Here is a 21,425-nt window from a genome sequence, read left to right on the forward strand (position 1 = left end):
TCCTTTAAAATTTGCGATTTTAGCATAAACTCATATCCTTGTCGTATGGGATTTGTTTTAATGGGTAGCTGTGGTAGATTTTGCCACCTAATAGTGCGCCGTTTTCTTTCTTGCTTCGTTTTATCCCATCGCTTCCCCACGCACCCCATTGTTTAAAGAAAAATGCCACCTTTTGTGCTTCGCATTGATTTTTAATACTTAGCACCCACGATTCTTGCATAGGACGGGCGTTACACCCGCTCTCACCACCCACGATAACCCAATCAATTCCGCGTAAATCTAGCTCTCCCAAATCGCTTATCAAAGGCTCGCACGATAGCCATTTCACACTCGCATTCAAATCGCGCAATAAATCTATGCGAAATTTCACTCTATTTGACTCCACAGTCGTGCCTAGCCACGCATTTGGTGGAATCTCGTTTTTTAGAAAATATTCGCGCATTCTTTGTGGGCGTTTGGTTAGGATTTGGTATTGGTGGTGTGGCGTGTCTGCGATGACTCGCATTATAGAGTTTAAAAAATCAAAATTCATTTTTTCGTGGAATAAATCGCTCATAGAATTTACAAAATATAGCGTGGGTTTTTTGTTGTGTTTTGGCTCATCTAGCCGTTGGGGGAGCATTTTGAATGCAAAGCCGTCTTTATAGTCGGGGTTGCCGATAGCTTGCAGTCGCCTTGCCATAGCTTCGGCATAGCAGTTTTTGCACCCGCTACTTACTTTGTTGCAGCCTATGGTTGGATTCCAGCTTGATTGTGTCCATTCGATTTTGGTGGGTTTCATTTAAAATTTAAACCTTTGTTGTTTATGTTTTGAAATCTTAATAATATGCTCTAATTTAATATATTTATGATTTTTGACCGCCACATTTGCTTTTGTGTCAAATATTTCTATATCACCATAATATATTTGTTCTATCAAAGATTCTTGTATGGTCTCTATTGTAGCGGGAGTATAGTTTATTTCATTTTGTATGAGATTACCAAAAGTTTTATTATCGTAACTCACTATTTTGTCCAAAATCTGATTTTTTATAAGATTTAAGCCCTTTAGTCTATCTTCCTCTGTAAATGAAAAAAGTAGATTTTTATCTTTTGTGGAGTAGCCAAACATATCAAGTCCCTCTCCACCATAATGAATGAAAGCATTGTGCTTTTTATAGTGCAATTTAACCATTTCGTTTCTAGCTATGGGGTGATTACTAAAATGCAAAAGCCAATATGCTCTATGTGTTTTTTCGCTCCGCACAAAAAACGGCGTATAATAACACGCACCAACTTTGTCAATTATAGATTTTAATAAAGCAAATTGCAAAATTTTTCTATTGTTGTCATTATCCTGTTTTGTATCCAAAAGATATTCAATGTCGTAATTATCTAAACCTAAATTTGAAAGTGCTGGTTTGTTTGAGATTGATAGATAGTCAATAAGGCTATCGCACGCAAAAGTTAGGATAATTTCTGCATTTTCAAAACTATATAAAATATTTTTAATGGTATGTATATTGGCTTCTGAATATCCATATTGGTCGAGTAAGAATATAGCTTTTTTATATTTTTTGTTTTTTAATTCTGCTATAACTTGTGTATAAACTTTTTCAAATTCGCCATTTATAATTTGTGCAAAATTATGAAAATTTCTTTGTGTTAGTGTTTGTTGTAAAAATTTAAAAGTTTCTTTGTTTTTCTCAATACAATATACAGCAATATCAAAATTTATTTGCTTGTATTTATTATTTTCTCTCTCAAATGCAATCTCTTTTTTAAGTCTCTCAATAGTTTCTAAAATTCTTAATGGGCTACCTAAAATCTCTTGCATATCAATGGTTTTATATAGTCCGCCACCAGAGAATCCATCAACAATAGCAAACTTTAAACTAGCGGTAAAAGGAAAAATAGTTAAATGTCGAATATACTCCTCTAAATATTCTTCAATAATTTCTAACTTAACTAAACTATGGTCATCAATCAACGGTAATTCACTACCTACACCCCATATATACTTTTCTTTTTTAGCCATTGATTATTTCCTACCTATGCGGTATCTCTAATCGCTCTAATATTTTCTTAAAATCCGCTAATGAATTTTTATTATTTTTTAATTCCAAAAATTCTATATTGAGAGATTTTAATTGATTTTTATTTTGTGTGCTTAAAGTGTCGGCAATAAATATATTCGTATCTCTTGCAATGGCCACATCCGCGGATTCGGGATTTCCTTTGCCCATTAGTTTTACTTCCACTCTGTAAATTTTGCTTTTATCAATATTGAAAAGTTTAAAATCCACTTCTCTATCAAAATCTAATTCCCCGTTTTTCTTAAAAATATCTGCGTTTATAAAATCTTTTGGCACTCCGCATAAAGCACATAATTCCAACATTAAAGGTTTTTCCACTCTTTTTCCAATGCTGCTCCAAGCTCCACCCCTTAAAGCGATTTTCTTTGTGGCAAGAGCGTTTATAACAAGCAAACTCTCATTTAAATTTAATTCAACGCTAATATTTTTATAAGAAATTTTTATGCTGATTCCTATATTTTGCGTTTCGTTTCCAAGTGAATCTAAAATAGACTCCAAATAATCAATATTGCTATTTGCGACATTTATCATAATTTCTTTTGTCGCGCTTCCATAAATATTACTAATCGTCTTTTTATTCATTCCCGCAAAAATCGCCGCGTCATCGGGTTTGATTTCGTCATTATTTATAAAATTCTTTTTATACCAATCTAAATTTATATTTGTGTCGTTCATTTTAGCATTCAAAATTTTCTTAAAAAATTCCAAAGTAAAATCTAAAAATTCCACATTGATAGCGTTAATGACTTCCTCTCTATAATCTTTTCCGCTAATAAGTTTATCTATCGTTTGTTTAATTACTATTTTATCAAATCTCATAAAAACCGCTCTTTTTTAATTTTTCTGCGTATTCTTTATTTTGTTCGCAAAGCAAAGGCATTCTATTCATTTTTATAGCGACTTTTCCAAATGTCCCGCTTCCTGCAAACGGGTCGCACACAATATCGTTTTCAAAAGAATAATATTTTAAAACTTTTTCGCAAAGTTCTGAGGGAAAAACCGCGGGGTGATTTTTGTCCGATTTTGGCGAAATATACCAACAATTTGTAGAATCGATTTGTTCGTCATTTTTAATATTTTTGTTACATATTTTTGTGTGGGCTTTGATATTTTTATCAAGTAAAAAAGGCGAATTTTTGCGATAAACCATAACGCTTTCCGTAATGCAATTTGGCTTATAACTTAATGGCTTTTTAGTTTGTAAATATCCCGCTATACGATTTGGCACGGAATACTCGGGCTTTATCCAAATAATTTCATCGATAAAATAAAATCCCGCTTCTATTAAGATTTTATGAAAGTCAAAATGTATTGGATAACGAATCGATTCAAATTCTCTTCCCGCTCTTTTGGTAATCACAGGCGAAACATTGATAAGTATAAATCTTCCGTCTTCTAAAATTCTATGACATTGTTTTAGACTTTCAAGCATAGAATTTAAATATTCCTCATAGCTTTTATAGTCGCTGTAAATTCTTGCGTTATAATACGGCGGAGAGGTAAAAATTAGTTGAATTTGTTTGTCGTGGATTTTATCAAGTGTGGCTCTATTATCGCCTATTAAAAGCGATGGCTTTGTGATTTGTTTTTCTTGTGTTTTTATGTTTTGTCGTTTTTGTCTAAACTCATAATATTCAAACATTTTTTGCATAACTTCGTTGTTATAATGCGCCAACATTTTATCACGCAAAATTTTAAATCGCTCATCATCTTTTGCCTTATATAACGCCGTGCGAAACATTTGATACACAACTTCCATATAATGGCTACCAAACGCTTCTTTGGCTAAAAATTCATAGATTTTGTCATTATTTTTTTGTCTGCCGATAGATGAGACAATCTCTCGCTTTAACTCGATTTCAAAATCCCCATAAAAAAGTTTTAGCAAATTTTCAAGGTTAGATTCACTGCGCTCTAATCCAAGTTTTTTGATTGATTCTAGTGTGATTTTTGGCTTTTGGATTGTTGTTATGAAATCCAAAGAAATAGATTCGGCACTAGAGTGCGTAGAATCGCTATAATCAAAAAGCGCGTTTGTCATCTTGTATCCTTGTAATTTTTTGGTATTTTATCGTATTTGACATTATTTTTCTTTTAAAGTTCAGATTCACGCCACCACAAACCACACATTAGAAAACATACCGCGATATTACATTAAAGATTACGACAAACACAAGCCACAAAAAAAGTGTCTTTTTGCTTAAACTTTTATAATCTTTGAAAAATCCTCCCAAACCGCCAATCCACATATTTACTATCCACAAAACTGCGACAATAGCCACAAATCCCCCAATTAAAATTAATAAATTAAACAAAATTTCCATAATTTATCACATTTTGCTAGGTAAATCGCGCTATTTTGTGGGATTATCACCCAAAATCCATAGCCCTTACCGCCTATGCAACCCACATTCTTTGTGGTCTGGGTTTTCCCACCACCAGCGTCCTGCGCGTATGTCCTCGCCCTCTTTTATCGCACGAGTGCAGACATTGCACCCGATACTGCTAAATCCCTGCGAATACAGCGCGTTTATGGGGAGATTCGCGCTTTTGGCGTAGTCCCACATTTTGCTATCCTCCCAGTCAAAAAGCGGATTGATTTTTTTGAGTGCGAAGTTTGCGTCATTTTCTATGAGTTTCGTTTCGGCGCGTGTGATGGATTGTGCGATGCGGATTCCGCTAATCCACGCTACTTTGCCACTCAACGCCACTTTGAGTGGTTCGATTTTACGCACGGCACAGCAGTGTTTGCGCTTCTCTATACTTTCGCGCATTCCCCATTCGCCTAGCTCATTTTCCAACGCCAAAATTGCCGAATCCTCCGCACTAAATGCCTTTATCTCAATGTCAAAAAATCGCGCTACCTCCGCTTGATATGCCAAACTCTCATCAAAAAGTTTCTTTGTATCAAGTGTGAAAACTTCCAAATTCGCCCTATTTATCCCCGCTTTTAGCGTCAAATCAAGCGCGATTGTATCCTCGATTTGGTGCGAAAATGCTAGGGCGATTTTGCCCTCGCCAAATCCACCGCTAGAAATTTTGCTAGAATCTCCGCCCAAAACCTCGTCCAAAACCTCGCGCAATCGCGCTATATCGCTATTATATGACATATTCACTCCAAGATTGCTCATCGCTTCGATAAGCTTTAAGATTTAAGAAATTCACATAAATTGTCTCAATGTTTTTAGTGCGAATCTCATTTAGCGTCCCCTTGTCGATTTGTGCTTCTATCACTTGCGCGTCCGTGCCTACGCCGATTTGCACTTCTAAGATAATCCTATCGCCCAAGATTCGATAATGCAGTATTTTGCCCTCGTGTGAGCCGTATTTTTTGCTAAATGAAATCTCAATGTCGTGTGGACGGACGAAAAATGTCTGATTTGATTCCTCGTTTGCTCCGCTCTCCGTTACCACTACGCCCTCTTTGATACGCGCTTTAAAAAGATTGACATTGCCTAAAAAGCTATATACGAATGGATTTGCAGGGTGCTCATAGACGGCTTCAGGTGTGCCGACTTGCTCGATTGCCCCAGCGTTCATTATCACAATCTCATCGCTTACTTCTAGGGCTTCCTCTTGGTCGTGCGTTACAAAAATGCTAGTGATGTGAATCTCATCGTGCAACCGCCGAAGCCACTTTCGCAAATCCACGCGCACCTTTGCATCAAGCGCACCAAATGGCTCATCAAGCAACAGCACCTTTGGCTCGATTGCCAAAGCCCTAGCTAACGCCACGCGTTGCTTTTGTCCGCCACTTAACTCACTTGGATAGCGTTTGGCAAGGGATTCTAACTGCACCATTTTTAGCAGTTCGGCGACTTTGTCTCTTATCACTTCTTTGCTTGGGCGAGTAGCTTTTGGGCGCACACGCAATCCAAAAGCAATATTGTCAAACACGCTCATATGCTTAAAAAGCGCGTAGTGCTGAAATACAAAGCCTATGCCACGATTTTTGGGGCTTTGGCTTGTGATGTCCTCGCCAAAAAATCGCACCTCGCCACTATCAGCAGATTCAAGCCCTGCGATTATGCGAAGTAGCGTAGTTTTCCCACTCCCGCTTGGTCCTAAAAGCGCGGTGAGTTTGCCCTCTTGCAAAGTCAAATTGATATTTTTGAGCGCGTGAAAACTCTCAAAATGTTTGCTTAAATTACGAATTTCTATGCTCATTTTTACCTTCCTTTTAATTTTATTTTGATTGAGATTCGCGCGAATCTTGCGAATCCTTTGGATTTGCAATTTCAAAATATACTAACTTTTTCATTTTTTATCCTTTTTGTAAGTATCGCCCCATTCAAATTCTGCGTTATCCCCACACATTGCATAGCAATCAAAATCAAATATCGCCCTATCTCTTGCTGGAGTGATACCTTGCGCATTTTTGGCGATTTGTATCTCACACCTGCTAAAATCCTCGCCATCGCTAATAATGCTCGTTGTCCGCGCATTAGCAGAATCCACAAGGCGGATTTTGCCACTAATATTGCATACGCTTTGCCCTGCGCTAGATTCATAGGCAAAGGCACACAAATTGCCCTCACAGCGCATTATATCAATCCATCCGATATATCCTTCACGCGACAACGCATATCTGCCCTGCCATAGCGAATCTAACTTTTGATTCGCGTTAGAATCGCTTGAATCTTGCGCCAAATCGTGTGAATCTTGCGTGGATTCATTGTTAGATTCGTCCGAATCCACGCTAGATTCTTGTTGTGGATATTTTGGATTTATGATTTCAAAATACGCATTGACTTCATCTTCAAACACCACAGTATCTTTTAGCTCTTTGGGCTTTTTGCCTTTTTGATATAGATAAAAATTATATAGCGAATCAAGTCTTGTAATATCTACGCTTTCGTTTGAAAAAACAACCTTTGTGTAATTCACCTTATCTCGTGAAATATACTCGGTTTTTATGCCATTTGCCAAAAGATATTCATCTAATTTATAAGCATACCACATTTCGTCATCTACAATTACATAAAAGTCATCTTCTCCCCATTCTTTTTTAAATCTATTTATTTCATCATCAGTAGCAATCACTTGAATCACGCACTTATCGCAATCCACAATGAAATCTTTGGGCGAATCTTTTTGCGCGGATTTATCTAAATTCGCACTTGAATCCGCGCTAGATTTGCTAGATTTGCCCGTAGATTCGTGTAAATCTTGCGAATCTATTGTTTGTGATTCGCTTGAATCTGCGCTAGATTCAGCTTTTGAATCCTTTGAATCCCCACACGCACTAAATCCCAAAATCGCCACCAAAAATATCAAACCTAACTTTTTCATTGTTGCCCCTTTCGCTACTGAATGCTATATAGCCACACTTCATCGCCTTTTTGTATAAAGCGCACTCGTAAGATTGTGTCAAGTTTGATTTCTAGCATACTATCCCCCAGCCATTTATATGTGCTACCGCAAGAATCGCCGTCTTTGTAAGTAAAATCTCGCGTTTGTAGTGCAGGGGCTAGGCAATTTTGTCCCTCCATTTTTGAAATCCCTGCATAAAAGATTTTATATGCTTCGTGCAAACTTTTTGCCTTATAAATTTCTTTTGTGATAGTCATTTCCGCGCCCTGTGGTGATTTGATATGCTTACAATAAAAATAACTGTGCCCTAATTCCTCATCATAAGTAGGTTTTGTATCACAACGCAGGTTTTTTTCATCAAGTAATTGCGCATCTGCAAAGAATTTCTCAAACGCGCTTTCATCGCCAAATAACGCAACAATACACACCAAGAATACTGATAGCATTTTCATTTTTACCCTCCATTATTGTGATTTCGATTCGTGTGAATCTTATTTGTAAATATCGCCCCGAGATTGCGCCTTGTAAGCGTAGATTAGGATTTGGGATTGTATGATTTCATACAAAAGGCGATACTTGCCGATTCGTAATCGGTATTTGTGCGATTCGCCCTGCAAACGCTTAATGTCAAGGCTATTTTCAAAAGGATTTTGCGCGATTTGCTCTAATGCAGAAATAAATTTCGCGCTTACTTCAGGGTGTGAGTGCAAAAACTTCCGCACCTCCTTATTCATCTCTACTTTATAGCTCATAGCCCAAGCTCTTTTTTGACAGATTCTAGGCTGTAAGTTTCCCCGCGTTCTAGTTCTTTTCGCGCTTTTTTCCACGCTTTATAGTCCGCTTTGGTTTCCACAGGAAGCTTTTGGGGTAATTTTTCACTTTTAGATTCAGCGGATTCGCGCACTTCACGCACACCTTTTAGCAGGCGAATCGCGCTTATAATCTCGCGTTTATTTTTATCGCTGATTTGCACTTGGATTGTCATTTTTTATCCTTTATTTTTTAGATTCACACGCCATTATAGCAAAATTACTTACACGACAATTTTAGCTGTGAGCTGTGGATATAGCCATAGATTGCCTCTTGTGGCTTTTTGGCATTTGGCGGAAGATAAAAGACTTCTAACCATTTATTTTGCAGTAATTTTTGACTACTTGAATAATCTGCAAATGAATAATTCCCTTGATGAAAAAATTCTATACTCTCTTGCTTTTTATCGCCTGTATCATTAAATATCACAATATCCACCCCTAAAATTTTAGCTTTTCCCGCTCCACAGCGCATATCCTCGCGCTTAATTTGTGCGATGATATTACCATTTGGCTTATCGCGTAGATTGACAACGCTATCTTTTGAGCCGTATTTAAGCGATATAAACTCTCCATTGTCTTTGTTATGCTCGTATATCTCGCCAAGTGGGCTAAATTCTATAAGCGTGGCATAAGCATCGTGTCCCGCTTCGCCCTCGCCATAAAAGCTATAATCTTTTAAGCGCACTTTAGCGCGAATCCTACTCTCGCCTAAATGCTTATCCGCAATCGCTTTGGGTAAAAATACTTTTTTGCTATCGATTTTTAAAAGCACACCAAAATCTAATCGCTCAAATTTGACTTTAACCTTATTGCAATCCAATCTTTGCATTTTCTCATCAAACACGCCACCATCGCAAAAACCAGAAGGCAAAAACGGCAAATCCAAATTCTTATCAGGGTAAAAGCGCGTTTCAAAAATATTTTCTTCCTCTTCGTTATTATACGCACTTACAACCACGCCTGTAAGCTCCACTTCGCCACTAAAACAAGCCATATTCGCAAATTTATCAGCGCAATTTATGCGTTTGAGTGTATTTTTACTCATCACACCCTTATTGCTTAAATATGGCTTACATTCATCGCAAAAATGTGGCGGAAAAGCAAACGCCACTTGTGCCAAAAGCCCCGCTATCAAAAATATCAAACCTAACTTTTTCATTTTTTGCACTCCATTATAAGTTTTATCATATCTCACACTCTGCCTCATAATCTTCCACATCAAGCTGTGATTTGTGTATATAGCCCACAATCGCGTCATTTGCGCTTTTAGCATTAGGCTGGAAATATATCACGCGCACCCATTTATCGGGGTTTTTGAGATTTTTGAGTTTGACTAAAAGTTTTTCACTTTCATTAGTAGCCCAATCTTTTTGCTTCCAATCAATTATCTTTGAGAGATTCATATCAATTAGCCAACTCCACTTTTCTACTTCTATCTCATTTATTTTGACGCTTTTATCGCCATTGCAAGTGTATTGCCAATGATTATGTGCCAAAACAAATTTATCCTTATCCTTTTTATAGATTTTTGCTAAAACCTTGCCATTTGGCTCATCGCGTAGATTCACAAAGCTATCTTTTGTTTTGAGATTTATGCTATATTTCTCGTATTTTTGTGGATTAAGGGGATTTTCATTGATTTTTTTATTGATTGTAAAATTATTGGCATAAAAGATATTATCAGCTCCACCATAATATTTTTGCAACCTTATCATAGCCAAACCCTTTGTATCTACGATAGAAGTGCGGTCTTCGCCCACATCGCCAATCATATTGCCTAGTATGCGTGTGCCTTGCTTTGTGCGCTTATCGAAATTAAAATCAAATTCTATCTCAAAGCTAACACTACCGCTTAAACCTTGTTGATACCATTTTGGCAGATTATCATAGATAAATTTTGTATGTTTTAAAAAGCCCTCACTATCATTCATCACAAAAAATCCCACTCTCTTTTTGGCTAAAAAGTCCAAATTTTTATCATAAGGCTCAAATTCCAAATATCCATCATCGCTAGAGAATGAGTCGCTCCATAAAGTTACTTTGCCCTTTATGTGCAAGGGCTTATTTACACGATAAAAGCAGTGTCTTACCACATATCCAGCTTGTGTGTATGGTGCAAAATAACAGCAAGTATCTCCACTATCACCAGAGCCACCACTACAAGATGATTTATCAAAGGGCGAAAAGAGATTTTTTGCTGCTTCAAAGCGTCTTTTGCATTCTGCTTGACTTGAATCTTTAGGGCAGTCAATCAAAAATCTATGCCAAAAGCTTTGGTTTGCGGGGTTTTCTTTCATTGCTTTTAGCTCTGCCTTGCATCGTGCCAAAGAACCTGCCGTATATTGCTTAACCCTTTCATTAGTTATACCCTCATTGCTTCTACGCAAATCAGCTTCAGCTTCAGCGACTTCATCGCACCAATAGCTATATGCCTTGTCATAGTCGCTAAAAGCCACTTCAGATTCGGGATACGCATAATCCCAACTCTTTGCAACTCTCTCACTAACAATATGTGGCAAATCGCTTGAGTGAATCTCTGTGCTTTGATATGGGATATAATACGAATTATTTGGCAACGCCAAATCTTCATCATACCCAAACGCCACTTGCGCCAAAAATCCCACCACTAAAAACACCAAACTTAATTTTTGCATTTTTTATCGCTCCATTGTTTTGATTTCGATTCACATTTTAGATTCACGCGCGAATTATAGCCAATTTATTTGCACGAGATTTTAAGCTGTGAGCTGTGGATATAGCCAAAAATTGCCTTGCTAACATCAACAAAATCAACATTTCTATCTTTCATAATCTCTATGTTAGGTAGATAATACACCTTTAACCATTCTTTTTTACCACTCATAAGTCGCTCTAGCAATTCATCGTTTCTATCCACGAGATAAATCCTGCCTTTTTCTTTGCCACATTTCATATCTTTGGCGTATATTTTGGTGATAATCTTGCCATTTGGTTTATCGCGCAGATTCACAAAGCTATCTTTTGAATTGTAGTGCATTGTAAGCAGACTAAATCCACTGCCTATATCATCTTTAAAATGATTATATTTGCCCAAATAATAGCAATCGTGTCTGTCATCTACACAACCTTCCCATTCATAATATCTATGTATGTAAGATTGTATATATTCCGCATTTGCAAAGGGTGTAGCCTCTATAAGCGTGGCTTCTGTATATAAATCATTATTCATTTGTCCATATTTATGCAAATATTTATAATCTTTTATTTTTATTGTTGCCATTATGCCTACGCCACCAAAAGTGCGCTTTTGCAATGGTTGTGGCAAAAGAGTATTATCAGCTGTAAGCAAAACCGCTTCAGCTGAACTAGGCTTACCAAACCACCGAGCAGGCAAGTAAAAATTCTTATCCAAGACGATATACGCTATATCACCAAACTTCGATTCCTCACGCACTAACATACCGCTTACTTCTATTTCGCCTTCAAAGCAAATATAACCCTCTTCTAAATCCTCTTTGCTTTGGCACTTTATCTCTTTTAATTTGCTTTCGGCGTTGTTTTCAATGGGTGCTTGTGTGTTTTGTTTTAGCTTATCTTTCCACTCTGCATATACCCAACCATCAAATCCACCGCCAAAGAGTTGCACACCACTTAAAAAAACTACAAACGCTATGATTTTTGCCATTTTGACTAACTTTTTCATTTTTTATCGCTCCATTATTTTGATTTGGATTCACATTTTAGATTCACGCGCGAATTATAGCAAAAACTCTATGCGGTTAGATTCGCGAGAATCTAAAATGCAGATTCGCACGATTCGCCAAAATCGCATTTATGGCACAATCATAATCTTTGTGCCGACTTTGACATTGTCATACAGCTCTTTGATTTCATCATTTAGCACCGCGATACAGCCATCACTCCAATCACCCGCAACATGGCTTACCTTACCCAAAAATCCAAGCCCATTTGGCAACCCGTGAATCTTTATATCCCCACCCGCGCTCACTCCACGCGCCTTTGCCTGTGCTAAATCCGCGCTATTTGGATAAGAAATGCCTAGATTACGATAAAAGCGCGATTTTGGATTTTTGCTATCGATGAGATACTCTCCCTCAGGTGTCTTGCTATCGCCCTCTTGCATTTTGTGTCCTTGTGGATTGCCACCAAGTGCGATATGATAGGTTTTGGCGACATAGATTTCGCCATTTGTAGAATCTTTTGCCAACACTTTTAGCGTCCGTGCGCTTTTTTCGACAAGCAATGAATCGATTGCATTGCCTTTAAGCGCGGAGTCTAGCGAATGTGAATCGCTAGGATTTATGCTTGAAATTTTCGCGTTTATCGCCACCGCGCACAAAGCTACAGCAACCGCCACGACAATTAAAATTACCAAACTTAACTTTTTTATTTTATGTCCTTTTGAATCTGCATTATTTTTTCACGCACGATTCTAGCTTATAGGCTAGATTTTGCGGGAATTTTAACTCCACTTCTTTCATAGTATCAATAAGTGTTTTTGTGTCAAAATCATATTCTACCCAGCCTATCGTGCCTGTGCCTTGAAACTCTTTTGACTCGCTATCAATAAATAGCTTTGCCACAATCTGAGATTCATTAACGCTATCAAACATAAACGCCACGCTATTTTTAAACGCTTCTACGCTTTTATTATAGCCATTCGCCCACATCGCAAAATCAAAGCTACTCTCTTTGACAAGCGAAATAAAAATATCCGCGCATTGCGGAGTTAGCTCATTATCGCTAAAATAATATGTATTTGCATTTTTTGCATTTGCAAATACACCACACACAATTAGCAAAACGATAAATCTAAGTATTTTTTGCATTTTTTTAAACTCCATTATTTTAATTTTGATTCGCGTGAATCTCACTTGTAAATATCGCCCCGCGATTGCGCCTTGTAAGCGTAGATTAGGATTTGGGATTGTATGATTTCATACAAAAGGCGATACTTGCCGATTCGCAATCGATATTTGTGTGATTCGCCCTGCAAACGCTTAATATCAAGGTTATTTTCAAAAGGATTTTGCGCGATTTGCTCTAGGGCAGAGATAATTTTCGCACTTACTTCAGGGTGTGAGTGCAAAAACTTCCGCACTTCCTTATTCATCTCTACTTTATAGCTCATAGCCCAAGCTCTTTTTTGACAGATTCTAGGCTGTAAGTTTCACCGCGCTCTAGTTCTTTTCGTGCCTTTTTCCACGCTTTATAGTCCGCTTTGGTTTCCACAGGGAGTTTTTTGCTTTTTGATTCGGCACTCTCGCGCACTTCGCGCACACCTTTTAGCAGGCGAATCGCACTTATAATCTCGCTTTTATTTTTGTCGCTGATTTGCACTTGTAATGTCATCTTTTATCCTTTAACGCTTTATTTTTCGCACAATTATAGCAAAATCGCGCATAGAATCCTATATTTCACGCCTTTACGCTCTCTCATACTTCTCAATGATACATTTCAAAATAAGCGCGATGATTGATAGTAGTGTGAGCACACTTGCCACCGCAAACGCCGCCGTGTAGAGATAGTCATTGTAGAGAATCTCAATGTATAAAGGCATCGTGGTAGTAAGTCCTATGATTTTCCCGCTTACCACCGCCACCGCGCCAAACTCACCGATAACCCGCGCATTTGTCAGCACGATACCATAGAAAAGCCCCCATTTGATATTTGGCAAAGTTACCTTAAAAAAGCTCTGCCACCCGTTTGCACCCAAACTTATGGCGGCTTCCTCTTCCTCTTTGCCCTGCTCTTGCATTAGCGCGATGAGCTCTTTTGCGACAAAGGGAAATGTTACAAACGCGGAGGCTAGGATTATCGCAGGGAGGGCGAAAATGATTTTTATATCCCACGCGTTTAACATCTCGCCAAAAAATCCGCTATTACCAAAGAGTAGCACAAAGCAAAGCCCCACGATGACAGGCGATACGGCAAAGGGAATCTCAATAAGACTTGATAAAATAAACTTGCCTCTAAATTCAAACTTTGCGATTGAGTATGCGATAAAAGTCCCAAATATCGCATTTATCGGCACGACAATGACAACGCAAGTGAGCGTCAAAAGCAGTGCTTTTATCGTGTATTCATCGCTTAACGCCTCCACATACACGCCCATACCCTCGCTAAACGCCTCCACAAAGACAATGATTAAAGGCAACGCCACCATAATACCCAAAAACGCAAAGCTAATGCCAATGCCAATGTAGCGTAACGCCTTTGGCTCTGTGTTTTTTATCATTTGCGCGTTTTTTTGCGCCATATTTTTGCCTGTATTATTTGGATTCATACGCGCTTCCTCCATTGCCCTAAAAGATTGATAGCTAGCAAAATCACAAATGCCACGCTTATCATTAGCACGCCCACCGCGCTTCCGCCCAAATAATCAAACGAATCTAACTTCTTTACGATTAAAAGTGGCAGTATTTCACTCTCAAATGGGATATTGTTTGAGACAAAAATCACTGAGCCATACTCGCCAAGCCCCCGCGCAAAGGCTAATGCAAATCCTATCAGCGCGGATGGGATTAAAGATGGCAAAATCACATAATAAAAACTTTGATAAAAGTTCGCCCCCAAGCTCCCTGCGGCTTCTAAACTCTCTTTGTCTAAATCTTTGATGACGGGTTCAAGTGTGCGAATCACAAAGGGAATCCCCACAAACACTAACGCCACGACAACGGCTACAAAACTGCGCCCCTCCAAATCCACGCCGATTAGCAAAAATGCCTTGCCTACGATACCATTGCTTGAGAGTAAAAAAGCGATTGCGATTCCCGCTACGGCGGTGGGGAGTGCGAAAGGCAAGTCGATTAGGGCTTCTAAGATTCGCTTGCCAAAAAAGTCATATCGCGCCAAGCTCCACGCCACGATAAATCCTAAAATGAGATTGATTAACGCGGCGATAAGTGCGGTGGAGAGTGAGAATTTTAACGCGCTTAACACTTGCGAATCGCTGATAATTTCTACAAATTTTGCCCACTCTAACTTAAAGCTAAACGCAAAAAGCGCGATTAGTGGGATAATCACAAGCAAACTAAAATATGTCATACCAAGCCCAAAGCTAAGCCCAAAGCCCTGCAAAATCGAGGGCTTTTTGGCGATGATTTTATTTGCGATATATGTGAGATTCATTTGCCTTGCTCCTTATCTATGATAAAAAATTTTCTTTCGTTTCCTTGCTCATCTTGTGTAATATTTTGCAATTCTTTTAAGATTTCGCATTTGTATGTGGAAAGTGTGATATATTTTACTTTTGGTTCATATTCTTCATATAGAGGCAAATTTATACCAACAGGTTCGCGTCTAATAATAAACAGTTCACATCTAGCTTTTTTATTAGCAGGATTAGAGATAAAAAATCTCGCTTTATGACAAAGCACACATTCTTTAAAAAATCCGCCAAACTCTACGACTTTATCTTTGAGTAATGGAGTGCCATTGTGGATTATCTCTAATATTTTTTTAGGTTTCCAAATATAATCAGCTTTTATCTCTATCGTGCCATCTAGTGATTTATAGGTTTCCTCCGCACCAAACGCCACGCTACAAAGCAAAAATACTAGCAATGCAATTTTTTTCATTTTTTACTTCCCCTTAATTTTATAAAAGATTTTATTTTCTAACGCGATATTTTTAAGCGATTCACACGCTTTGTCTTGTTTATTTTCTATTTTTATTTGCATTCTTGTTTTGCGTTGCTTTGGTGGATTTTCCCATTCACTTTTTAATAAACTACCTTGTTGTTCTCTAAGATTTATCTTGCATTTGTCTCTATTTGTAAAAACATATACTCTATAAGATTCGCCATTTTCGGCTATGTCCTCTTCGTCAGCTGCGCTCCAAGCCCAAGCCTCATCTTTAAATATCAACTTGCCATTATGATATATTTCAAATGCTATATACATTCTCATCTTAACATTTGGCGGTATAAATTCATAGCGAATCTCTATATTGCCACTCTGCTCTGTAAATATATAAATCTGCCCACCAATCGCCACGCCACACGCTAAAAATATAAATACAAGCAATCTTTTCATTGCAAATCCTTATTTAAAACACATCTCCCAAAAATTCGCTTTTCCAAAATGTCCAAAACTTCTCATTGTCCTCGCATCTTGCATACCCTTTTTGATTATATGCTTCACGCAAATCAAATGTTACAGGAATTGTGCGATAAGAATCGCTTATGGTTAGCGAATCCCTTGCAAACGAAATATTGATAAATCTATCATCAGTTGCTTTTAGCGCGTAAGTGTCGCTATTTTGCTTTTGTATGTCGATGATTTGATAAGGTGTGATTTCCTCTCCATAAGATATAATGACGACAGATTTATCTTTAATGGTTTTTATCTCTAAAATCGCACATTTATCGCGTGAATCTATACTAAAAAATTCTTTATCCCAAAAGCCATAAGAATCTAATACGCTTAAAGAATTTGGGGTTAAATCCTTTGAATCGCCACACACTACAAACATAGGTATAAACAATATTAAAAGCAACGCACTTAGTTTTTTCATTTATTGCTCCTTATTTAAAAATGCTTGTTGCAAATCATTGCCCACCTTTATATTGTTCTAAAAGCTCAATAATTTTTACATAATTTCGCACGGCGTTAGAATCGCCACTAGATTTTGCTTCTTGTAGCTTTTGTGTGGCAAATTGCAATGGCGTTCTCTTAACATAATTTTTATCATAATACACTTCATCTATGACAGAACCCTCATACTGCGCTACATTGTCCTTATATGTGAGTTTATTTTCTAGTAGAAATTTGACAGATTCTACCTGCGCAGATTCGATAGCGGCAATCAAAAAAATCATTCCACCACTTGCTTGCATAGAGATAAATTCCTGCTTTCCAAGCTCATCAAGCATTAGTTTCAAGCCCTTTATGTCGCATTCTCCAAGCATATACATTATCGTGTAAGGTGTTTCTTTGTAAAAATATACATCATCTTCCTTGCCCCCCCAATCTTTTGCCCACTCATCATACAAAGCGGATTTGGTGTTTTGTGTGCTTTGCGTGTGCGCCAAATCTTGCGCGTAGCCAAAAATTAGCATAAAAGCAAAGATTAGTTTTTTCATTTTTGCTCCAATCATTTAAAAAGTTGCGAATGCGTGCCGATTCGCAATAGTCGAATCTCATTCATCGCTTACGCCTTATTTTGCGCCTTTATTGCTTCAAATTCTGCTTTTAACTGCTCCAAAGTAAAACTCTCTAAATTCACACCTTTTCGTGCGTTTTCTATCGCTTCTCTTGTCTCATCGTTTGGAATCTCGCTTTTGCCTTGCAATGTGAATGGAATCGCATTTTCGCGTATCACCGCTTTGGCAAATACATTAAACGCCGAGCTAAGATTTAGCCCCATATCATTTATGATTCGCTCAAATTGTGCCTTGTCGTCCTTATCCATTCTAAAGGTTACATTTATGGTTTGCATTGCTTTGTCCTTATTTTGAAATTAAAATATGGCATTTTACCATAAAATATATGATATTCGCAGGATTTAGATTCGTGCGATTTTGCAAAAATCTTTTCACGCAATGGCAAAACAACGACAACAAGCCACACTTTAACCACTTTTTAAATTTTAAGCAACGCATTTTATACCACCTTGCTTTTAGCACCGCTGTATTATGTTTGTAATCTTAAATGTGCCATTGCTCAAATCAAACAATATATAGCTATCATCGCCACAAGATTGCGAATATGTAATTGTGAGTTGTTTTTTGTCCTTGCTCCACTCATATCGCGCATACCATTCCTCGTCATCGCACTTATATTGAGAATCTTTGTCATAGCATTTGCCCTTGTATTGATAATTTTGCTTTGGCAATGTCCCTAAAAATTCAAGTTTATAGCTACATTTTTCTAAATTTACATATATCAATGTTCCATCTCTCGCCCACTCTGCTTCGCTACAAGTCCAATCTAAAACCTTTTTTGCCTTTTTTAGTTTATCGTGCGCTTCTTGCATACTTTTGGCTTTTATAGTGGTTACATACACGGCGTCATCACATTCACAATACACGCTATCCCATTTCAAATCACTGCCAAATGCCACACCATACGCTAAAATCACAAATGCTAGTAGTTTTTTCATTGTTACCACCTTTGCGCCAAATCTTTGCGAATCTAACAATATTTACGCGATTCTACCTTTGAATCGCGTAAATTTAGATTTGCCTTGTGCTAGATTCTTCAAAAAATCTAGCAAAAGATTCGCATTACTTGCCTTTTTTGATACTCTCAAAAATCTTATCAAACTCTCCGCCATCGCTAAAATGCGTCTTTTGCGCTTTGCCCCAGCCACCAAAAGTATCGATTTTCACGAGTTCTAGCGCAGGAAAATTCGCACTATATTTTTTCGCCACCGCTTCATTTATGGGGCGATAGAAATTTTTGGCGATGATTTCTTGCGCACTTTCATCATACAAATGCGTGATATACGCCTTTGCCACTTCGCGTGTGCCTTTTTTATCCACGACTTTATCTACGATTGCCACAGGTGGTTCAGCGAGAATACTAATGCTAGGCACAACAATCTCAAATTTGCCCTTGCCAAGTTGCTTTTGTGCTAAAAGGGCTTCGTTTTCCCACGCAATTAGCACATCGCCCACATTGCGCTTCACAAAGGTATTTGTCGCACCCCTCGCACCTGAATCTAGCACAGGCACATTTTTGTAAAGTTTTATCAAAAATTCTTTTGCCTTTGTCTCATCATTTTTATTGACTTTAAGCGCGTAGGCTAGGGCTGCTAGGTGATTCCACCGCGCACCGCCAGAAGTTTTGGGATTTGGTGTAACGACTTTTATGTCATCTCTTATCAAATCACCCCAATCCTTAATCCCCTTTGTATTGCCCTTACGCACGAGAAAAACTATTGTTGAGTAATATGGCGTAGAATTGTTTGGAAACACCTTTTGCCAATCTTTTTTTAGCAATCCACGCTCCGCAATCGCGTCAATATCATACGCCAACGCAAGTGAGACAATATCTGTCTCTATGCCATCAATGACAGAGCGCGCTTGTGCGCCTGAGCCTCCGTGTGATTGACGAATGCTAACCTTATCGCCCTTTTGCTTTGCATACCACTCGCTAAATTCTGCATTATACTCCCTATAAAGCTCTCTTGTGGGGTCATAAGAGACATTTAAAATCTCATAATTCGCCCCAAACGCCACGCTTATAAATCCTAAAATCGCCGTTGCGATTTTGAATGCTGTTTTTTTCATAATGTTGTCCTTTTAATGTTATTTTGTGGGCTTTGCGCCCTATTTTTATACCGCCAACTCTTTACCTAAAATTTTTATTTACAACAACACATCAGTTTCATTTTTTACCCCCTTTGCCAGATTTGGCTAATTAGGTTTAATTTCTTTAAAATGCTCTTCGCCAATCCCGCGCTCTTTGCTTGTCTCGCCAAAGAGTTTATCGCTCGTGTAGTCATAATAGGGCGCAGGATTTTCATCAAAGCTAGGAATCTCTTGCAATGATTCTGCAATCGCCACGATTTCCGCTTCGCCCACGCTATCTACATAATCCTCAAATAGCGGATATTGCGCCTTTTGCGGGATATATTTGGCTAGGACTTGATAGATAAATTCAGGCAAGTGGAATGCCGAAATATCAGCGACTTTTTTCGCAAAGCGCGACTTTTTCTCCGCACTCGCGCTCACAATCCCGCCGATTACGACATTATACGCAGGATAGCTATAATCGCCATTGCGTTTAGACTTGCCAAAAAAGCCTAAATTCGCGCTAAAATGATTCGCACACGAATTTGGACAGCCAGAGAGCTGAATCCTAAATCCTTGTAAGCTGTCTAAATCTAACCCCTTGTCCTCCAAGTATTCCTCGATTTTTGCCACTGCACCACGCGGACGCGCGATACCTAGCTGACAAGTCGCCGCACCCGTGCAAGCCACCATATCGCCGATAATTGCAGGTTTGGCACTTTGGGTTGAAAACTGCGTAATCAAATCGTGCAAACTAAGCAAGTTTTTCGCGCTTAAATTCCGCAAATACATATTTTGATTTGGCGCGAAAAATAAGCTGTGATTGCCGATTTTTTCAAGCCTTTGCGCAAGTTCCCTAGCGTGAGTGGATTTCAAATCACCCAAACTCAAAGGCACTTTGGCGCAAAAATAGCCATTTTGCACTTGCTTTATCACAAAGCGATTCCACCATTTTTGTTGCGCTTCGCTCATTTGTGGAATCTCTAAATCCGCGCCACTTAAGGTTGGCAATTCTGGGGAGGATTCCAATTCTAATGTGCAGTCAAAATCCTTTTTTACCTGCTCCATTTCTGCAAAAATCATTTTTGCGAGTTCCTCCTCGCCAAATCGTTCCGCGACAAAACGAAATCGTGCTTGAGATTTTTTCTCTCTATCGCCGTGTTTGTCATAGATTTGTTTTGCAGCTTGTGCGAGGGCAAACACTTCAGAATCTGGCAAGAAATCAAGTAACTTAAAACCAAGTCGTGGTTTTGCGCCCATTCCACCTGCTACCCACACTTCAAAGCCTTTTTTACCCCCTTCAATCTTAGCGATAAATCCCACATCAGTAATCGTTGCCATCGCTCTATCCGCGCTTGAAGCAGAAAAGGCGAATTTGAATTTTTTAGGCAAGTAAAAAGAATCTTTTAATCCTAACATTTTGGTTGTCAGCGCATTTGCGTAAGGAATCACATCAAAAACACAATCCCCCGCGACATTTGAGAGAATGTCCGCATTGATATTGCGCACCGTTGCGCCACCACCACCGCGAGAAGTAAGCCCGATAGAGTGCAGATTCTCCAAAATCTCGCATAAATCATCTAACTTTGTGTAATGGAGCTGAACACCGCCACGCGTGGTAATGTGAAGCTGTTTGTTTGCGTATTTATCCGCGTAATCCGCTAAAATACCAAGCTGCTTTGGCTCTATCTCCCCGCCATAAGTTTTCACGCGCACCATATAAGTCTCGCGCTCTCGTTGCTCATACACGCCAAAAGGCACACGAATGCCCTTAAAATCGTCCTTTGTGATTATGCCACTTTTTAAATCATTAAGTGATTTTTTAAAAAACTCAAAATCGCCTTTGGTAACCGAATCTGGGATTGTATATCCGCTCATTTTTTCTCCTTATGTGTTGAAATATTTGTGTGAAGTTGTTATAACAAAGAAAAATTAACTAAGTGCGCTCTTGTATGCTAAGATACAAGAGCGCAGCTTGCAAATCTT

The 21,425-nt window shown here is 38.4% G+C and carries 27 protein-coding genes; all 27 read right to left on the reverse strand.

The window, feature by feature from the left end:
- Positions 1 to 19: 19 nt before the first annotated feature.
- The 27 genes from ACWIUJ_RS01550 to ACWIUJ_RS01680 all read right to left on the reverse strand — a co-directional run bounded on the left by ACWIUJ_RS01550 (position 20) and on the right by ACWIUJ_RS01680 (position 21,317).
- Positions 20 to 781: a DUF5131 family protein gene (locus ACWIUJ_RS01550; RefSeq protein WP_454168530.1), complete on the reverse strand. Its 762-nt coding sequence runs from the start codon at positions 779 to 781 to the stop codon at positions 20 to 22.
- A complete protein-coding gene (tcmP, locus tag ACWIUJ_RS01555) occupies positions 782 to 2,017 on the reverse strand; it encodes a three-Cys-motif partner protein TcmP (protein WP_454168532.1) in 1,236 nt (411 codons plus the stop codon).
- Between the two features lie 10 nt (positions 2,018 to 2,027).
- Positions 2,028 to 2,894 (reverse strand): CfrBI family restriction endonuclease, encoded by an 867-nt coding sequence (locus tag ACWIUJ_RS01560; protein WP_454168534.1) that lies wholly within the window; start codon positions 2,892 to 2,894, stop codon positions 2,028 to 2,030.
- A complete protein-coding gene (locus ACWIUJ_RS01565) occupies positions 2,884 to 4,116 on the reverse strand; it encodes a DNA-methyltransferase (RefSeq protein ID WP_454168536.1) in 1,233 nt (410 codons plus the stop codon). The genes ACWIUJ_RS01560 and ACWIUJ_RS01565 overlap by 11 nt, the downstream gene beginning before the upstream one ends.
- A 349-nt stretch (positions 4,117 to 4,465) precedes the next feature.
- Positions 4,466 to 5,185, reverse strand: a complete 720-nt coding sequence (locus ACWIUJ_RS01570; RefSeq protein WP_454168538.1) for a phosphoadenylyl-sulfate reductase — start codon at positions 5,183 to 5,185, stop codon at positions 4,466 to 4,468.
- Positions 5,175 to 6,242 carry a sulfate/molybdate ABC transporter ATP-binding protein gene (locus ACWIUJ_RS01575; protein ID WP_454168540.1) on the reverse strand — a complete coding sequence of 356 codons (1,068 nt, stop codon included), beginning with the start codon at positions 6,240 to 6,242 and terminating at the stop codon, positions 5,175 to 5,177. Before ACWIUJ_RS01575 ends, ACWIUJ_RS01570 begins: the two co-directional genes overlap by 11 nt.
- 90 nt (positions 6,243 to 6,332) lie before the next feature.
- Complete coding sequence (locus ACWIUJ_RS01580; protein WP_454168542.1) at positions 6,333 to 7,367, reverse strand: hypothetical protein; 1,035 nt, start codon at positions 7,365 to 7,367, stop codon at positions 6,333 to 6,335.
- Between the two features lie 14 nt (positions 7,368 to 7,381).
- Entirely contained in the window at positions 7,382 to 7,840 is a 459-nt protein-coding gene (locus ACWIUJ_RS01585) for a hypothetical protein (RefSeq protein WP_454168544.1), read from the reverse strand.
- Positions 7,841 to 7,879: 39 nt separating this feature from the next.
- Positions 7,880 to 8,140 carry a type II toxin-antitoxin system RelE family toxin gene (locus tag ACWIUJ_RS01590; protein WP_454168546.1) on the reverse strand — a complete coding sequence of 87 codons (261 nt, stop codon included), beginning with the start codon at positions 8,138 to 8,140 and terminating at the stop codon, positions 7,880 to 7,882.
- Positions 8,137 to 8,373 (reverse strand): hypothetical protein, encoded by a 237-nt coding sequence (locus ACWIUJ_RS01595; RefSeq protein ID WP_454168548.1) that lies wholly within the window; start codon positions 8,371 to 8,373, stop codon positions 8,137 to 8,139. The genes ACWIUJ_RS01590 and ACWIUJ_RS01595 overlap by 4 nt, the downstream gene beginning before the upstream one ends.
- 44 nt (positions 8,374 to 8,417) lie before the next feature.
- Complete coding sequence (locus ACWIUJ_RS01600) at positions 8,418 to 9,359, reverse strand: hypothetical protein (protein ID WP_454168550.1); 942 nt, start codon at positions 9,357 to 9,359, stop codon at positions 8,418 to 8,420.
- 25 nt (positions 9,360 to 9,384) lie between these two features.
- Complete coding sequence (locus ACWIUJ_RS01605; RefSeq protein ID WP_454168551.1) at positions 9,385 to 10,854, reverse strand: hypothetical protein; 1,470 nt, start codon at positions 10,852 to 10,854, stop codon at positions 9,385 to 9,387.
- Positions 10,855 to 10,919: 65 nt separating this feature from the next.
- A complete protein-coding gene (locus ACWIUJ_RS01610) occupies positions 10,920 to 11,882 on the reverse strand; it encodes a hypothetical protein (protein ID WP_454168553.1) in 963 nt (320 codons plus the stop codon).
- 129 nt (positions 11,883 to 12,011) lie between these two features.
- Positions 12,012 to 12,575, reverse strand: a complete 564-nt coding sequence (locus ACWIUJ_RS01615) for a L,D-transpeptidase family protein (RefSeq protein WP_454168554.1) — start codon at positions 12,573 to 12,575, stop codon at positions 12,012 to 12,014.
- Positions 12,576 to 12,612: 37 nt separating this feature from the next.
- Entirely contained in the window at positions 12,613 to 13,029 is a 417-nt protein-coding gene (locus ACWIUJ_RS01620) for a hypothetical protein (RefSeq protein ID WP_454168556.1), read from the reverse strand.
- 41 nt (positions 13,030 to 13,070) lie between these two features.
- Positions 13,071 to 13,331, reverse strand: coding sequence for a type II toxin-antitoxin system RelE family toxin (locus ACWIUJ_RS01625; RefSeq protein WP_454168558.1), 261 nt, complete (start codon positions 13,329 to 13,331; stop codon positions 13,071 to 13,073).
- The gene (locus ACWIUJ_RS01630; protein WP_454168559.1) at positions 13,328 to 13,552 is read right to left on the reverse strand and encodes a hypothetical protein; all 225 of its coding nucleotides are present in this window, start codon (positions 13,550 to 13,552) and stop codon (positions 13,328 to 13,330) included. Before ACWIUJ_RS01630 ends, ACWIUJ_RS01625 begins: the two co-directional genes overlap by 4 nt.
- A 73-nt stretch (positions 13,553 to 13,625) precedes the next feature.
- Complete coding sequence (cysW, locus tag ACWIUJ_RS01635) at positions 13,626 to 14,486, reverse strand: sulfate ABC transporter permease subunit CysW (protein ID WP_454152111.1); 861 nt, start codon at positions 14,484 to 14,486, stop codon at positions 13,626 to 13,628.
- Positions 14,483 to 15,331 carry a sulfate ABC transporter permease subunit CysT gene (gene cysT / locus ACWIUJ_RS01640; RefSeq protein WP_454168560.1) on the reverse strand — a complete coding sequence of 283 codons (849 nt, stop codon included), beginning with the start codon at positions 15,329 to 15,331 and terminating at the stop codon, positions 14,483 to 14,485. The genes cysW and cysT overlap by 4 nt, the downstream gene beginning before the upstream one ends.
- Positions 15,328 to 15,780: a hypothetical protein gene (locus ACWIUJ_RS01645; protein WP_454168561.1), complete on the reverse strand. Its 453-nt coding sequence runs from the start codon at positions 15,778 to 15,780 to the stop codon at positions 15,328 to 15,330. The genes cysT and ACWIUJ_RS01645 overlap by 4 nt, the downstream gene beginning before the upstream one ends.
- Positions 15,781 to 15,783: 3 nt before the next feature.
- Positions 15,784 to 16,236 carry a hypothetical protein gene (locus ACWIUJ_RS01650; protein ID WP_454168562.1) on the reverse strand — a complete coding sequence of 151 codons (453 nt, stop codon included), beginning with the start codon at positions 16,234 to 16,236 and terminating at the stop codon, positions 15,784 to 15,786.
- Between the two features lie 13 nt (positions 16,237 to 16,249).
- Entirely contained in the window at positions 16,250 to 16,717 is a 468-nt protein-coding gene (locus tag ACWIUJ_RS01655; protein WP_454168564.1) for a hypothetical protein, read from the reverse strand.
- Positions 16,718 to 16,751: 34 nt separating this feature from the next.
- Positions 16,752 to 17,285 carry a hypothetical protein gene (locus ACWIUJ_RS01660; RefSeq protein ID WP_454168566.1) on the reverse strand — a complete coding sequence of 178 codons (534 nt, stop codon included), beginning with the start codon at positions 17,283 to 17,285 and terminating at the stop codon, positions 16,752 to 16,754.
- A 68-nt stretch (positions 17,286 to 17,353) separates the two neighbouring features.
- Positions 17,354 to 17,641: a type II toxin-antitoxin system RelB/DinJ family antitoxin gene (locus ACWIUJ_RS01665; protein ID WP_454168567.1), complete on the reverse strand. Its 288-nt coding sequence runs from the start codon at positions 17,639 to 17,641 to the stop codon at positions 17,354 to 17,356.
- Positions 17,642 to 17,821: 180 nt separating this feature from the next.
- On the reverse strand, positions 17,822 to 18,304 hold the full coding sequence (locus tag ACWIUJ_RS01670; RefSeq protein WP_454168569.1) for a hypothetical protein: 483 nt from the start codon (positions 18,302 to 18,304) through the stop codon (positions 17,822 to 17,824).
- A gap of 124 nt (positions 18,305 to 18,428) precedes the next feature.
- Positions 18,429 to 19,436, reverse strand: a complete 1,008-nt coding sequence (locus tag ACWIUJ_RS01675) for a sulfate ABC transporter substrate-binding protein (RefSeq protein WP_454168571.1) — start codon at positions 19,434 to 19,436, stop codon at positions 18,429 to 18,431.
- A gap of 126 nt (positions 19,437 to 19,562) precedes the next feature.
- On the reverse strand, positions 19,563 to 21,317 hold the full coding sequence (locus ACWIUJ_RS01680; RefSeq protein ID WP_454168573.1) for a nitrite/sulfite reductase: 1,755 nt from the start codon (positions 21,315 to 21,317) through the stop codon (positions 19,563 to 19,565).
- Between the last annotated feature and the right edge of the window lie 108 nt (positions 21,318 to 21,425).

The sequence above is a fragment of the Helicobacter sp. 23-1046 genome (assembly GCF_053654635.1).

Excerpts from the sequence above, each read along its gene's own strand:
- ACWIUJ_RS01550 (WP_454168530.1), bottom strand. The coding sequence starts at position 781 with ATGAAACCCACCAAAATCGAATGGACACAATCAAGCTGGAATCCAACC.
- tcmP (WP_454168532.1), bottom strand. The coding sequence starts at position 2,017 with ATGGCTAAAAAAGAAAAGTATATATGGGGTGTAGGTAGTGAATTACCG.
- ACWIUJ_RS01560 (WP_454168534.1), bottom strand. The coding sequence starts at position 2,894 with ATGAGATTTGATAAAATAGTAATTAAACAAACGATAGATAAACTTATT.
- ACWIUJ_RS01565 (WP_454168536.1), bottom strand. The coding sequence starts at position 4,116 with ATGACAAACGCGCTTTTTGATTATAGCGATTCTACGCACTCTAGTGCC.
- ACWIUJ_RS01570 (WP_454168538.1), bottom strand. The coding sequence starts at position 5,185 with ATGTCATATAATAGCGATATAGCGCGATTGCGCGAGGTTTTGGACGAG.
- ACWIUJ_RS01575 (WP_454168540.1), bottom strand. The coding sequence starts at position 6,242 with ATGAGCATAGAAATTCGTAATTTAAGCAAACATTTTGAGAGTTTTCAC.
- ACWIUJ_RS01580 (WP_454168542.1), bottom strand. The coding sequence starts at position 7,367 with ATGAAAAAGTTAGGTTTGATATTTTTGGTGGCGATTTTGGGATTTAGT.
- ACWIUJ_RS01585 (WP_454168544.1), bottom strand. The coding sequence starts at position 7,840 with ATGAAAATGCTATCAGTATTCTTGGTGTGTATTGTTGCGTTATTTGGC.
- ACWIUJ_RS01590 (WP_454168546.1), bottom strand. The coding sequence starts at position 8,140 with ATGAGCTATAAAGTAGAGATGAATAAGGAGGTGCGGAAGTTTTTGCAC.
- ACWIUJ_RS01595 (WP_454168548.1), bottom strand. The coding sequence starts at position 8,373 with ATGACAATCCAAGTGCAAATCAGCGATAAAAATAAACGCGAGATTATA.
- ACWIUJ_RS01600 (WP_454168550.1), bottom strand. The coding sequence starts at position 9,359 with ATGAAAAAGTTAGGTTTGATATTTTTGATAGCGGGGCTTTTGGCACAA.
- ACWIUJ_RS01605 (WP_454168551.1), bottom strand. The coding sequence starts at position 10,854 with ATGCAAAAATTAAGTTTGGTGTTTTTAGTGGTGGGATTTTTGGCGCAA.
- ACWIUJ_RS01610 (WP_454168553.1), bottom strand. The coding sequence starts at position 11,882 with ATGAAAAAGTTAGTCAAAATGGCAAAAATCATAGCGTTTGTAGTTTTT.
- ACWIUJ_RS01620 (WP_454168556.1), bottom strand. The coding sequence starts at position 13,029 with ATGCAAAAAATACTTAGATTTATCGTTTTGCTAATTGTGTGTGGTGTA.
- ACWIUJ_RS01625 (WP_454168558.1), bottom strand. The coding sequence starts at position 13,331 with ATGAGCTATAAAGTAGAGATGAATAAGGAAGTGCGGAAGTTTTTGCAC.
- ACWIUJ_RS01630 (WP_454168559.1), bottom strand. The coding sequence starts at position 13,552 with ATGACATTACAAGTGCAAATCAGCGACAAAAATAAAAGCGAGATTATA.
- cysW (WP_454152111.1), bottom strand. The coding sequence starts at position 14,486 with ATGAATCCAAATAATACAGGCAAAAATATGGCGCAAAAAAACGCGCAA.
- cysT (WP_454168560.1), bottom strand. The coding sequence starts at position 15,331 with ATGAATCTCACATATATCGCAAATAAAATCATCGCCAAAAAGCCCTCG.
- ACWIUJ_RS01645 (WP_454168561.1), bottom strand. The coding sequence starts at position 15,780 with ATGAAAAAAATTGCATTGCTAGTATTTTTGCTTTGTAGCGTGGCGTTT.
- ACWIUJ_RS01650 (WP_454168562.1), bottom strand. The coding sequence starts at position 16,236 with ATGAAAAGATTGCTTGTATTTATATTTTTAGCGTGTGGCGTGGCGATT.
- ACWIUJ_RS01655 (WP_454168564.1), bottom strand. The coding sequence starts at position 16,717 with ATGAAAAAACTAAGTGCGTTGCTTTTAATATTGTTTATACCTATGTTT.
- ACWIUJ_RS01660 (WP_454168566.1), bottom strand. The coding sequence starts at position 17,285 with ATGAAAAAACTAATCTTTGCTTTTATGCTAATTTTTGGCTACGCGCAA.
- ACWIUJ_RS01665 (WP_454168567.1), bottom strand. The coding sequence starts at position 17,641 with ATGCAAACCATAAATGTAACCTTTAGAATGGATAAGGACGACAAGGCA.
- ACWIUJ_RS01670 (WP_454168569.1), bottom strand. The coding sequence starts at position 18,304 with ATGAAAAAACTACTAGCATTTGTGATTTTAGCGTATGGTGTGGCATTT.
- ACWIUJ_RS01675 (WP_454168571.1), bottom strand. The coding sequence starts at position 19,436 with ATGAAAAAAACAGCATTCAAAATCGCAACGGCGATTTTAGGATTTATA.
- ACWIUJ_RS01680 (WP_454168573.1), bottom strand. The coding sequence starts at position 21,317 with ATGAGCGGATATACAATCCCAGATTCGGTTACCAAAGGCGATTTTGAG.